Origin of the sequence: Photorhabdus sp. S10-54 (assembly GCF_963878145.1) — a bacterium.
Taxonomy (GTDB): Bacteria; Pseudomonadota; Gammaproteobacteria; order Enterobacterales; family Enterobacteriaceae; genus Photorhabdus; species Photorhabdus kayaii.
On record NZ_CAWNXG010000025.1, the window covers coordinates 61,565 to 74,127 of the forward strand.

Genomic DNA, 12,563 nt, shown 5'->3' on the forward strand with positions numbered 1-12,563 from the left:
AGGTGAGAGTCTATCTGGTTGGCGGCGCAGTACGTGACCGACTGCTAAATTTTCCTGTAAAAGAGCGGGATTGGGTCGTTGTGGGTGAAACATCAGAAACGCTGTTATCCCTAGGATATCAGCAAGTTGGCAAAGATTTTCCGGTGTTCCTGCATCCCCAAACCCATGAAGAGTATGCCTTAGCACGCACTGAGAGAAAATCCGGCCTGGGATATACGGGTTTTACTTGTTATGCAGCGCCGGATGTCACACTGGAAGACGATTTGCAGCGTCGTGATCTGACGGTTAATGCGATCGCTCAAACACCCACTGGTGAACTGGTTGATCCTTATCATGGTGTTGATGATTTGAACAATCGTATTCTACGCCATGTTTCTGATGCTTTCTCTGAAGATCCACTAAGGGTACTACGAGTAGCTCGTTTTGCCGCTCGTTTCGCCCATTTAGGGTTTACCATCGCGCCCGAAACACAAGCATTAATGTCAAATATGGCAACCAACGGCGAGTTATCAGTACTCACACCAGAACGTGTCTGGAAAGAGACCGAGAAAGCCCTTGCTAGCCCTTCCCCTCAGGTCTTTTTTCAGGTTTTACGTGATTGTGGTGCATTGGGGGTGTTGTTTCCTGAAATTGATAATTTGTTTGGTGTTCCCGCACCAGAGAAGTGGCATCCTGAGATTGATACCGGTATTCATACGTTAATGGTGCTGAAAGTAGCGACTGAATTAACAAATGAAGTCGATAGTCGTTTTGCTTCTCTATGCCATGATCTTGGTAAAGGGCTGACACCACCAGAACAGTGGCCTCACCATTATGGACATGGGCCAGCAGGTGTTAAGTTAGTTGACCAATTATGCCAACGTCTGCGTGTTCCTAATTCTGTTCGTGATTTGGCAAAACTGGCTGCTCAGTATCATGATTTAGTGCATACCGTCGCTCAATTGCGGCCGAAAACATTACTTAAGTTGTTTGATGCTGTTGATGCATGGCGTAAACCACAGCGAATAGAGCAATTAGTTATCATCAGTGAAGCCGATGCGCGGGGTCGTATCGGTTTTGAAGATACACCCTATCCACAAGGTGATTATCTGCGACAGGCATTCAAAGTTGCCAGCCAAGTTCAGGTGAAAAATATTGTAGACAGTGGATTACGTGGCGCTGACATTGGTCATGAGTTACGACGTCAGCGTCAGCACGCATTGGCGGAATGGAAACAACAAGACAATACAGTTCAAGACAATACGGTTACCTGAAACATCCCCTGATATCAAACACTAGGCAATATGATATCAGGGGGAATCATTCACTACATAAATACCCAGTACACAGCGGCTGCCACAATAAAGCGGTAGATAGCAAATGGGATAAAAGATATACGCTTAATCAATGCCAGAAAAGTTTTAATGGCGGCTAACGCGACAACAAATGCAGTAACAAAACCAACAGCAAACATTGGGATATCAGAAGCACTCAAAAAGTGCAGGCTCTTATATAAATCTAATCCACTTGCTCCCATCATCATCGGTACAGCCAAAATAAACGAGAATTCTGATGCAGTATAACGATTAACCCCCATCAGCATTCCACCAGAAATTGTCGCACCTGAACGGGAAAATCCCGGCCATAAAGCTAGACACTGAAAACAGCCAATCATAAAAGCCTGACGATAAGTAATATCATCCAGCCCTTCTGCTTTTGGTGTTTTAGGTTTCAAGATTTCTGCTGTAATTAGCAACCCACCACCAATAACCAAGGCATACATCACGCTTTGTGGGTTAAACAGTGATTTGATGACATCATGGAACACCAACCCAAGCGTCACCGCAGGTAGCATTGCCAAAATAATATGGCTCAATCTCAGTTTGCCATTGGTTTTACCTTCATGAGGAACTTCACCAAAGTGGATGCCAATGAGTCCAAACAAGCGACGCCAAAACACTACTACCACAGCAAGGATAGATCCAAGTTGGATAATAACTTCAAATGTTTCAGCTTTATCGCCAGTAAATCCCAACATATGGCCAACAATGATCATATGGCCGGTAGAGGAAACAGGAAGAAATTCAGTTAGCCCTTCAACAACACCAAGAACCGCTGCATGAAACAAGGTAGAAAGGTCAGTCATATAGAGAGGTCGCCCATTAATAAATACCCGAAACAAGTAGCATGGAATAACCCCAGCTACCATTATTCTCATTGTCATTAATCAATTAACATGATTATCAAGCCTGGCACTACTGCACGCCAGTCTATGTAAGAACAATGACAATAATATGGCAGCTGAATTCACTACTGATCAGATTATTTTTTTCTTTCAATAATAACACCCACTTGACGAGCCTGTGCGACAGCACCCGGTTTACTCACTTTTATCCGTACCCACGGCGAATTAAAGCGTTTTAACAGTAGATCCGCTACCTCTTCAGCCACTCTTTCAACCAGAGCAAAATTCTGATTTTCTACATGACTGATAATCGCTTCGCTGACTTTGGCATAATCCAGACAATATTCGACATTATCACTGGAAGATGCGCGTTTATTATCCCATCCCATTTCGATATCGAACACTAACTTCTGTTTAATGGTCTGTTCCCAATCGTAAACACCAATTGTGGTAATAACGACTAACTCCTCAATAAATACGATATCTATCACGTCATTTTCCTGTTTTTCAACTTGTCGGATACCACTTCCGACTAAATATGCGTATTATCCATGACTAGGCTAAGAAAACGACCATTATTATTGGGGAGACATTATGAGTGCTATCGCGCTTGGTATGATCATCTTCGCGTATCTTTGCGGTTCAATTTCCAGCGCAATACTTATTTGTCGTCTGGCTGGGCTACCTGATCCTCGTCAACATGGCTCAGGCAACCCAGGCGCGACAAATGTATTGCGAATTGGTGGCCGCAGTACTGCGGCAATAGTACTAATTTGTGATGTTCTAAAAGGGATGATCCCCGTCTGGTTGGCTTATCAATTCTATGTTCCCCCTTTCTATTTAGGAATTACAGCAATAGCTGCTTGTCTCGGCCATATTTACCCGATCTTTTTCCAATTTAAAGGCGGTAAGGGTGTCGCAACTGCTTTTGGTGCTATTGCGGCAATTGGTTGGGATCTGACAGGTTTGATGATGGGTACTTGGCTGCTGACCATATTATTGAGCGGCTATTCTTCTTTAGGGGCCATTGTCAGTGCCTTGATAGCACCATTCTATGTCTGGTGGTTTAAACCCGAATTCACTTTCCCCGTAGCCATGCTCTGCTGTCTGGTGTTACTACGTCACCATGATAATATCCAGCGCCTGTGGCGCGGCCAAGAAAATCGTCTCTGGAACAAGCTAAAAAAGAAAAAAGAGATGACCGAAAAAGAAAAAAACCGAACAGAAAAAGAGCAAAGAAAAGAAGATTAACAACTAAGGCCGGATAAAAACCAGCAACTCATTGAGTTACTGGTCTTTTATTTTCATTATATCAAGAAGATTTATAATGGAGGTAATTCCGACAATGGCCAGCGGGCTTTGACTGTCACGCCAAGTGAGTCATTCACCTCTCCTTTTAGGCGGACCATGCCGGCAAGCGCAATCATGGCGCCGTTATCTGTACAGAATTCAGGGCGCGCATAAAATACTTCGCCACCCAATTTTGCCATGACTTCTTCCATTTTAATACGCAATGCTCTGTTGGCGCTGACACCACCAGCCATCACTAGTCGCTTGAACCCGGTATGCTCAAGCGCTCTTTTACATTTAATCGCTAATGTATCAACTACCGCGTCTTCAAAAGCGCGGGCAATATCCGCTCTAGTCTGCTCATCATCGCTGTTACTATGAATAGTATTAGACGCAAAAGTTTTTAATCCTGAAAAACTGAAATCCAACCCAGGACGATCTGTCATCGGGCGAGGAAATACAAAACGCCCAGCTTCTCCTTTCTGAGCCATTCTGGAGAGTATCGGCCCTCCTGGATAATCCAATCCCAGTAACTTAGCTGTTTTATCAAATGCTTCACCAGCGGCATCATCTATTGATTCACCAAGTAGCTCATATTTACCGATACCCGTCACACTAATAAGCTGTGTATGACCACCAGACACCAGCAAAGCCACAAACGGGAATTCAGGGCTGTTATCTTCCAGCATTGGAGCTAGTAAATGCCCTTCCATATGATGAACAGGAATCGCAGGAACATCCCAAGAAAACGCCAGAGAACGGCCAATCGTCGCCCCCACCAATAACGCACCAACCAGACCAGGACCTGCTGTATAAGCCACCGCATCAATATCTTTACAGGTTAATCCTGCCTCTTTCAAAGCAGCTTGAATTAAGGGCACTGTTTTGCGGATATGGTCACGTGAAGCCAATTCAGGCACGACACCACCGTAATCGGCATGCAGTTTAATCTGACTGTATAATTGATTTGCCAATAAACCGGCTTTGTCGTCATAAATTGCGATTCCGGTTTCATCGCAGGACGTTTCTATACCTAAAACTCGCATTACACTACCTATATTCCACAGAAGAGAGCCAGTTTATCATTAATAAGTTAATTTGCGCGGCTTACATGCTGACTATTTTTGCTGCTTAGTCTATAATCACCCCTCTACATAAAATCCCTGTGTGGTTATCATCAATATTACGGAACTGATTTGCAGATCACCGTCGTAATGTTGTTGTTTCAATTTGCTGTGGCGCTTTACAAAGCCGTGTTCATTGAAGTAAAATTCCGCACCATTTTAAGATGGCTGGCATCCCACGCCAGCAAGACCGATTTCTATTGAGGTGAGAGGCACATGCCGGTAATTAAAGTACGTGAAAACGAGCCATTCGACGTAGCATTGCGTCGCTTTAAGCGTTCCTGCGAAAAAGCAGGTGTATTAGCAGAAGTTCGCCGTCGTGAATTCTATGAAAAACCAACGACTGAGCGTAAACGCGCTAAAGCTTCTGCTGTAAAACGTCACGCTAAAAAGCTGGCTCGTGAAAACGCACGCCGCACTCGTCTGTACTAATCCTTGCGGTTGATCCGCATAGTGATTGAATTTGCAGACAACAGTAACAATAGTTGCAGATAAAGGCCGTGCTTTCCGAAAGGGAGCGCGGTTTATTGTCGTTCATCAACAGGCGTAAAAGGGCTTATGGCTGGACGAATTCCGCGCGCATTTATCAATGATTTATTAGCTCGTACCGATATCATCGATCTGATTGATGTTCGTGTGCCACTTAAAAAACAGGGTAAAAATCACCACGCGTGCTGTCCATTTCATAACGAAAAGACACCCTCGTTTACTGTTAATGGCGATAAACAGTTTTATCATTGCTTTGGTTGCGGAGCTCACGGCAACGCCATCGATTTTCTGATGAATTACGATAGACTTGAGTTTGTCGAATCCATCGAAGAATTAGCTGCTATGCATGGTCTGGAAGTCCCTTATGAAGCAGGTTCCAGTAGCAGTCAGATAGAACGTCACCAAAGACAAAACCTTTATCAACTGATGGATAAGCTTAATAGCTTCTATCAAAATGTATTAAACACCCCTGCTGCACAACAAGCCCGGCAATATCTGGCTCAGCGTGGGCTTAGTGAAGAAATTATCCACCGTTTCTCGATTGGTTTCGCTCCCGCTGGTTGGGACAACACCTTGAAGCGGTTTGCTCATAATGCGGAAGATCGTCGACAGTTAAATGATGCTGGAATGCTGGTCGCAAATGATAATGGCCGTACCTATGACCGCTTCCGCGAACGAATAATGTTTCCAATCCGTGACCGTAGAGGGCGCGTAATTGCATTTGGTGGACGAGTTCTGGGAGATGCACTCCCAAAATATCTCAACTCACCAGAGACTGAAATTTTCCATAAAGGCCGCCAACTATATGGCCTCTATGAAGCACAACAAAATCACAGTGACCTTTCACGATTATTAGTAGTTGAAGGTTATATGGATGTGGTAGCACTGGCGCAGTTTGGTATCGATTATGCAGTTGCCTCACTAGGTACTTCGACTACATCGGAACATATTCAATTACTTTTCCGCTCTACTGATAACGTCATCTGTTGTTACGATGGTGACAGAGCCGGGCGTGATGCAGCATGGCGGGCATTGGAAACAGCGCTCCCTTATCTGAATGATGGTAGGCAGTTACGTTTTATGTTTTTGCCTGATGGCGAAGATCCTGATTCACTAATCCGTAAGGAAGGCCGGAAAGCATTTGAACAAAGAATGGAACAATCTCATACATTGTCTGAATTTCTGTTCGAATCATTACTGCCACAAGTTGATTTGAGTAATCCTGAAGGGAAAACAAAACTCAGTTCACTTTCCGTACCATTGATCAACCAGATTCCGGGGGAGGTTCTGCGTCTCTATATGAGACAAGAACTTGGCAATATGATGGGCATCCCTGATGCAGTGCAGTTGGAGCGTTTATTGCCGCAGCATCTGGAAAGTGGGAATAATTATCAGATGCCGCAGCTAAAACCGACAACTATGCGTATACTTATAGGACTGTTGGTACAAAACCCACACTTAGCCGCTTTAGTTCCCCCCCTACAGGGAATTATGCAGGCCAAAATTGCAGGCTTACCATTATTTATGGAGCTTGTGGAGGTTTGTCTTACTCAGCCAGGGCTGACAACTGGACAACTGCTAGAGCAATATCGTGATAATAAATTTAGTAAACAACTTGAAAAATTAGCTACATGGAACGATATACAAGTAGAAGAAATAGCAGAAAATACATTTCGTGACGCGTTGGATCATCTTGTTGATTCAGCGTTAGAAGAACGTTTAGACATTCTTATCGCCAGAGCAAGAACTGAAGGCCTGACACCGGAAGAGCGCGAAGAAGTTCGCTTGATTAATGAATCCCGTGCCAGAAAGTAAACACTGAATTCACGGCTTAAATGCCGCATTAGGTAGGGAAATAACCCTACATTTTGCCGCTATAAGTGGGCAGCGGCAATATAACGAAAACGCCCTTAAAAGTTATTGTTGGCAGATTAGTTTCGCCGACCGACACCAACCCAAATACTCTGAAGTGTGGATACCGTCTTATGGAGCAAAACCCGCAGTCACAGCTAAAGCTACTTGTCACCCGTGGTAAGGAGCAAGGCTATCTGACCTATGCTGAGGTCAATGACCATCTGCCGGAAGATATCGTCGATTCCGATCAGATCGAAGATATCATCCAGATGATCAATGACATGGGCATTCAGGTAATGGAAGAAGCACCTGATGCCGATGATCTGATGCTAGCAGAAACCGCTAACGACACAGATGAAGACGCTGTGGAAGCTGCTGCGCAAGTACTGTCTAGTGTTGAATCTGAAATCGGTCGCACCACCGACCCGGTACGTATGTACATGCGTGAAATGGGTACCGTTGAGTTATTGACCCGGGAAGGTGAAATTGACATTGCTAAACGCATTGAAGATGGCATCAATCAGGTACAGTGTTCCGTTGCTGAATACCCTGAAGCAATCACCTACTTACTGGAACAATATGACCGTGTGGAAGCAGGTGAGGCTCGCCTGTCAGATCTCATCACTGGTTTCGTTGACCCGAACGCAGAAGAAGAACTTGCACCTACTGCCACCCACGTTGGTTCTGAACTTCCACAGGAAGAGCTCGATGATGATGAAGACGACGATAATGAAGACAGTGATGACGATAGTGATGATGACAACAGCATCGATCCAGAATTAGCGCGCCAGAAATTTCAAGAACTGCGACAACAGTATGACATCACCCGTCAGGAAATTAAGGAAAACGGCCGCAATCATCCAAATACTGCGGCCGAAATCTTAAAACTTTCAGAAGTTTTCAAACAGTTCCGTCTGGTGCCAAAGCAGTTTGATTATCTGGTCAACAACATGCGTTCTATGATGGATCGCGTTCGCCTTCAAGAACGCCAGATCATGAGAATGTGTGTTGAACAGTGCAAAATGCCGAAGAAGAACTTCATCACTTTGTTCTCCGGTAATGAAACCAGCGACATTTGGTTTACTGCTGCAAAAGCAATGAACAAACCGTGGTCTGAAAAACTCCTTGAGGTGGAAGAAGAAATACAGCGTAGCCTGCAAAAACTTCGTCAAATTGAGGAAGAAACCGGTTTAACCATTGAACAGGTGAAAGACATCAACCGTCGTATGTCCATCGGTGAAGCAAAAGCCCGCCGAGCGAAAAAAGAGATGGTTGAAGCCAACTTACGTTTGGTTATTTCAATTGCCAAAAAATATACCAACCGTGGCCTGCAATTCTTGGATCTGATCCAAGAAGGCAACATTGGCCTGATGAAAGCGGTTGATAAATTTGAATATCGTCGTGGTTACAAGTTCTCAACTTACGCCACATGGTGGATCCGTCAGGCAATTACACGCTCAATTGCCGACCAAGCTCGTACCATTCGTATACCCGTTCATATGATTGAGACAATCAACAAACTCAATCGTATTTCCCGCCAAATGTTGCAGGAAATGGGGCGTGAACCAACGCCGGAAGAGCTAGCAGAACGTATGTTGATGCCGGAAGACAAGATCCGTAAGGTACTAAAAATTGCCAAAGAACCTATCTCAATGGAAACACCAATTGGTGATGATGAAGATTCACATTTAGGTGATTTCATTGAAGATACAACGCTGGAACTGCCGCTGGATTCTGCAACCTCAGAAAGCCTGCGCTCAGCAACCCACGATGTCTTGGCAGGTCTGACCGCTCGTGAAGCAAAAGTACTGCGTATGCGTTTCGGTATTGATATGAATACTGACCATACATTGGAAGAAGTCGGTAAACAGTTTGACGTTACCCGTGAACGTATCCGCCAGATCGAGGCGAAAGCACTACGTAAACTACGTCATCCAAGCCGTTCTGAGGTTCTACGTAGCTTCCTTGATGAATAACCAAATTTATTCATTCTGACTAAAAAGCGTCTGCTCAGGCAGACGCTTTTGTCTTTTATATCAGCGATACTGTGACTGCCCCCCGCCGTAAAAAACGGCGAGGCTTCCCACTTCTCAGGCCGCAACCGTCTTTATAACGGATTTACGCTGGCCTCCGTGGGCAGAAACGACGAGTCCCGCCGCCTGTAATTCTGTTATGCCTTTGCGCTGTATGTTGCTCGCCGCATTAATATCGCGGTCATGTTCGACATGACAAACCGGGCATTGCCAGATCCGCTTATTTAGCGGCATTTCCGGCTCTTTGTGACCGCAGCAATGGCAGGTTTTCGAACTGGCGAACCACTGATCCAGTTTGACCAGGTGGACCCCCGCCGCTGCGGCTTTGTATTCCAGTTTCATGAGGAAGCTATTCCAGCCGGCATCCCCGATAGCGCGGGCAAGGCGGCGATTCTTCATCATGTTGGCCGATTTCAGCGTCTCAACAATGACCACTTGGTTTTCGTCAACTATTGTTCGAGAGAGTTTGTGTTGAAAATCGGCGCAAACATGGACTACCCGCTCATGGACTGCCGCCAGACGTAATCGGGCCTTACCGCGGTTAGCGCTGCCTTTTTGTTTGCGGGAGAGCGATTTCTGCTTTCGACGCAGGTTACGGACGGCGTTGATAAGGTATTGGGCGCGCAACTTCGGATTGAAAAAATTATCAAACGCAGTATTCAAATTAATCACCGCCTGCTGTAACGCGATGGAATCATATGCCTTGAGCCAGGCGTACTTGCGGGATTTCTTCGCGACCGCCAGTAGCGGCTTGAGGTCTTTGCGCGGATTTAAACTCACGCCGTGACGTTTGTAAGTATGCTTTTTGATGTGCAGCGCCTTGTTGTACGCAAAACAGACCGCACCGAACAGACTGTTAAGATACTCGGCCTGTTCGGGGGTGGGGTAGATGCGGACTTTGGTCGCTCTTAACATATTCAGCGCTCATTGATAAAGAGCATTCATTTTAGCCTGTTTTACAGGCAGATATCAATTCAGCCAGGATACGTCGCAGTAGCCAGCCCTAAAGCCCTTTGGGCTTTTCGCCTTATATCCCCGTCCGCACTGGACGAGAGTTTACGGCGGTTTTTGCTAAATCCTCTGACAATATGGTATTTATGCAGAAATATCATCACAGGTTCCTCTGATATAACTCAATCAACATTCTCTCTAGCCGATAGATAAAAAAGTCGTTTTCCATCTGGTGATTAAGGAAGAATGAAAGGGATATGATTATCATTAAAATAATAATGTATAAAATATATTTTTATCGGAATAATATATAACCAGATGGTGCAAAATCGCTTCTGAGAAATTAATCCAGTAACGGATAAAAACGTTAAATAGACCATAAAAGCAACTAATATATATCACTCCCCGTTTTCACTTACTAAAAACGCAATTTTGCACATAAAATGATCATACGAATTTACAAAGCTAGACCGCGAGCAAAACTGTACGTATAATCCTTCCCATTCAACGGCCCCTTAGCTCAGTTGGTCAGAGCAGGCGACTCATAATCGCTTGGTCACTGGTTCAAGTCCAGTAGGGGCCACCAGATTTTAGCTGTGAAAACAGATAGATAGACCACTCAAGCAAGAGTGGTTTTTTTGTTTCTGGTAATCAGTGGCGACAAAATGGCGACAGAGATTTTTTCATAAAGCCATTGCCTAGATGAAAACACACTAGCCAGCTTCAATTTCTGGACAGGAATTAGGCCATTTATCAACCTCTTAACATCATCACTTTTCCTACTCTTATCCCTGCTTCCTCTTGAAGATAATGTGAGAAATATATCTCAATTTTAAAAGCTTGTTCTGGACACCGAATAGAACTGCAAATTGCTAAGACCTCAATTCTGTGTCTATTCAATTTTTCTGTACTTAGAACATTGGCGGGTTTCTGACAACAAGGGCAAATAATGAACTGGTTTAGTGAAATACTCTTCTTCCTGCCTATATAGCTACCGGTCTTTCTAATCGAATGTAAAACTTCACTGGTAACCCATTTACGAAAACGGTGAGGTAAAGTTCCTTTCTTTACGGCATCACGACAGCGGATTGTCAGAAAATACATTCCTGATTCATTGATAATGTTTACTTTTTGCTTTCCACCAAGGGTGTCACTTAAAGCTACATCCTTTTCATCATCATCAAGTTTTGCGATAGCTTCGCGGCTGTTTGTGATTTTCAAGGCATCACATACATCTTGTGCAACAAACCAAAGATTGCCATTTTTAATCAATGTACGTACTTGTTGGTTTTCAAAAATGAATGGAGTTACGGATAGACTGGCCATTGCTGACTCCTTACTTTTCTTTGAGAATTGGGTTTACCATTTAAGAGTATGGTGTCGGGAGGCTCAAAACGGCAGTAAGAAACCGCGGACTTATTCCCCTTGCGGGTGTTGTATTAGTCGCCCTCCCGACATTGAATCAGAGAGATAATAGCCGAATAGCTACCATTAAAAATTAGGCATAAAAAAACCCAACACTAACGGGGTTGGTTTTGACCGCTTACTTGAGGTTTTTAGTCCTCATGCATAAAACGGTAATAAATTGTTTTCAGAAGGTCAACTACAATTTTTTTGAGGCAGATTTCATTATCATAGCTAAAACCGCGCTCTACTTGAGTTCCACAATCCAACGCTGCTATTTTCCGCGATCATCCCTCTCACGCAAGATAGGAATTCACCTTTAATATCAATATATTGGTGATTTCCTCGTGATCCATCATTGATCCAAAAACTGAAATTTTCTGAAAATTTTTTCAACCATTTCAATTTGCCGCTTATCTCATAATACCAGTGCTAACGCGGTTTGGTAGTTCGCTTCGTAGGATTTTAAAACTGAAAAAATTTTTTGATCCAAAACGTGCAGGCGGGTGCGGTGTAGTGCCGTTTTCGTCATAAGTTCGTTTATTTCGTGTCATAAGAGTAATAGTACAAGCTATCTGATCCTTGAGTCAGATAATACAATCATTTAGAGTAGTATTGTCATTGGCAAAATCCAGTGACCAAGGTTTTGCAGCCTTGCGTTTATGGACGCTGGTAAGAAGTTTTTACCAGTGTGCCTGCTATCGCCCTTCTATGGCGGTTCAGGCAGGGGAGGTTAACACCTCGCCGGAAATGAACGCCGGTCTGCAAACCCTGTTTGAATCGCCACCACCAAAGAGGTAAGGAGGAATATGAAAAAAGACTGGCACACCGCCGATATTATCGCTGCGATACGCAAGAAAAATAAGACGCTGGCATCATTGTCCAGAGAGCACGGTTTAAACTCTTCAACATTAGCAAATGCTTTAACGCGGCCCTAGCCTAAAGGGGAATTGTTGATCGCTCAGGAAATTGGTGTAACCCCTGCTGAGATATGGGCTAGTCGGTATTTTGATGAAAATGAGCAGCCTATCAAACGAACCGTTCGAAATGATTTACCAAACAATTCTGATATCACATCAGTTATTTCTATACCCGAAAAAGTAACGACAACGTTTAAACCACTAAACTAGGGGCTGTTTACCTTTCGGGTACATAATTTATTCAGTCCACATAGGCAGCCAGATGATGATAAAACCCAGAGCTAGCATACTGGCGTAATTACGTTCCAACTTATCGTATCTTGTTGCTATTGCA

Annotated in this window: 12 protein-coding genes, 1 tRNA gene and 3 pseudogenes; 8 read left to right on the forward strand and 8 right to left on the reverse strand. The window is 44.1% G+C overall.

The genetic code is table 11. The features are described from left to right. The first annotated feature begins 2 nt into the window (after positions 1 to 2). Positions 3 to 1,253: a multifunctional CCA addition/repair protein gene (locus AACQ83_RS14405; RefSeq protein ID WP_112878320.1), complete on the forward strand. Its 1,251-nt coding sequence runs from the start codon at positions 3 to 5 to the stop codon at positions 1,251 to 1,253. 53 nt (positions 1,254 to 1,306) lie between these two features. On the opposite strand, the gene bacA is transcribed toward AACQ83_RS14405, so the two are convergent. Both bacA and folB read right to left on the reverse strand, forming a co-directional pair. After that, positions 1,307 to 2,125 carry an undecaprenyl-diphosphate phosphatase gene (bacA, locus tag AACQ83_RS14410; RefSeq protein ID WP_112878330.1) on the reverse strand — a complete coding sequence of 273 codons (819 nt, stop codon included), beginning with the start codon at positions 2,123 to 2,125 and terminating at the stop codon, positions 1,307 to 1,309. Positions 2,126 to 2,301: 176 nt separating this feature from the next. Continuing rightward, the gene (gene folB / locus AACQ83_RS14415; RefSeq protein ID WP_112878331.1) at positions 2,302 to 2,652 is read right to left on the reverse strand and encodes a bifunctional dihydroneopterin aldolase/7,8-dihydroneopterin epimerase; all 351 of its coding nucleotides are present in this window, start codon (positions 2,650 to 2,652) and stop codon (positions 2,302 to 2,304) included. 106 nt (positions 2,653 to 2,758) lie between these two features. Between folB and plsY the strand changes: the two genes are divergently transcribed. Continuing rightward, positions 2,759 to 3,415, forward strand: coding sequence for a glycerol-3-phosphate 1-O-acyltransferase PlsY (gene plsY / locus AACQ83_RS14420; RefSeq protein WP_112878321.1), 657 nt, complete (start codon positions 2,759 to 2,761; stop codon positions 3,413 to 3,415). 71 nt (positions 3,416 to 3,486) lie between these two features. Here the strand turns inward: plsY and tsaD are convergent, their stop codons facing one another. After that, the gene (tsaD, locus tag AACQ83_RS14425; RefSeq protein WP_112878322.1) at positions 3,487 to 4,500 is read right to left on the reverse strand and encodes a tRNA (adenosine(37)-N6)-threonylcarbamoyltransferase complex transferase subunit TsaD; all 1,014 of its coding nucleotides are present in this window, start codon (positions 4,498 to 4,500) and stop codon (positions 3,487 to 3,489) included. Positions 4,501 to 4,794: 294 nt separating this feature from the next. On the opposite strand from tsaD, the gene rpsU reads away from it, so the two are divergent. The 3 genes from rpsU to rpoD all read left to right on the forward strand — a co-directional run bounded on the left by rpsU (position 4,795) and on the right by rpoD (position 8,897). Continuing rightward, positions 4,795 to 5,010: a 30S ribosomal protein S21 gene (rpsU, locus tag AACQ83_RS14430; protein WP_001144069.1), complete on the forward strand. Its 216-nt coding sequence runs from the start codon at positions 4,795 to 4,797 to the stop codon at positions 5,008 to 5,010. 126 nt (positions 5,011 to 5,136) lie between these two features. Next, positions 5,137 to 6,882, forward strand: a complete 1,746-nt coding sequence (gene dnaG, locus AACQ83_RS14435; RefSeq protein ID WP_112878323.1) for a DNA primase — start codon at positions 5,137 to 5,139, stop codon at positions 6,880 to 6,882. Positions 6,883 to 7,052: 170 nt separating this feature from the next. Continuing rightward, positions 7,053 to 8,897, forward strand: a complete 1,845-nt coding sequence (gene rpoD, locus AACQ83_RS14440) for an RNA polymerase sigma factor RpoD (protein WP_112878324.1) — start codon at positions 7,053 to 7,055, stop codon at positions 8,895 to 8,897. Between the two features lie 114 nt (positions 8,898 to 9,011). On the opposite strand, the gene AACQ83_RS14445 is transcribed toward rpoD, so the two are convergent. From AACQ83_RS14445 to AACQ83_RS14455, 3 genes and pseudogenes are all read right to left on the reverse strand, one after another. Next, the gene (locus AACQ83_RS14445; protein ID WP_240000808.1) at positions 9,012 to 9,581 is read right to left on the reverse strand and encodes a transposase; all 570 of its coding nucleotides are present in this window, start codon (positions 9,579 to 9,581) and stop codon (positions 9,012 to 9,014) included. Next, a pseudogene (locus AACQ83_RS14450) lies at positions 9,567 to 9,869 on the reverse strand (helix-turn-helix domain-containing protein); the annotation flags it as partial. The pseudogene AACQ83_RS14450 and the gene AACQ83_RS14445, both read right to left, overlap by 15 nt. A 59-nt stretch (positions 9,870 to 9,928) precedes the next feature. Beyond that, positions 9,929 to 10,066 (reverse strand): hypothetical protein, encoded by a 138-nt coding sequence (locus AACQ83_RS14455; RefSeq protein WP_158537781.1) that lies wholly within the window; start codon positions 10,064 to 10,066, stop codon positions 9,929 to 9,931. A gap of 348 nt (positions 10,067 to 10,414) precedes the next feature. Here AACQ83_RS14455 and AACQ83_RS14460 point away from each other — a divergent pair. Beyond that, positions 10,415 to 10,491: transfer RNA gene (locus AACQ83_RS14460), tRNA-Ile, on the forward strand. A gap of 167 nt (positions 10,492 to 10,658) precedes the next feature. Here AACQ83_RS14460 and AACQ83_RS24655 read toward each other — a convergent pair. After that, a complete protein-coding gene (locus AACQ83_RS24655; RefSeq protein ID WP_112878326.1) occupies positions 10,659 to 11,231 on the reverse strand; it encodes a BRO-N domain-containing protein in 573 nt (190 codons plus the stop codon). Between the two features lie 693 nt (positions 11,232 to 11,924). On the opposite strand from AACQ83_RS24655, the gene AACQ83_RS14470 reads away from it, so the two are divergent. Further along, positions 11,925 to 12,110: a hypothetical protein gene (locus tag AACQ83_RS14470; protein WP_146747904.1), complete on the forward strand. Its 186-nt coding sequence runs from the start codon at positions 11,925 to 11,927 to the stop codon at positions 12,108 to 12,110. Between the two features lie 8 nt (positions 12,111 to 12,118). Beyond that, positions 12,119 to 12,439, forward strand: a pseudogene (locus tag AACQ83_RS14475) (helix-turn-helix domain-containing protein). Between the two features lie 27 nt (positions 12,440 to 12,466). On the opposite strand, the pseudogene AACQ83_RS14480 reads toward AACQ83_RS14475, so the two are convergent. Next, a pseudogene (locus AACQ83_RS14480) lies at positions 12,467 to 12,563 on the reverse strand (IS5/IS1182 family transposase); the annotation flags it as partial.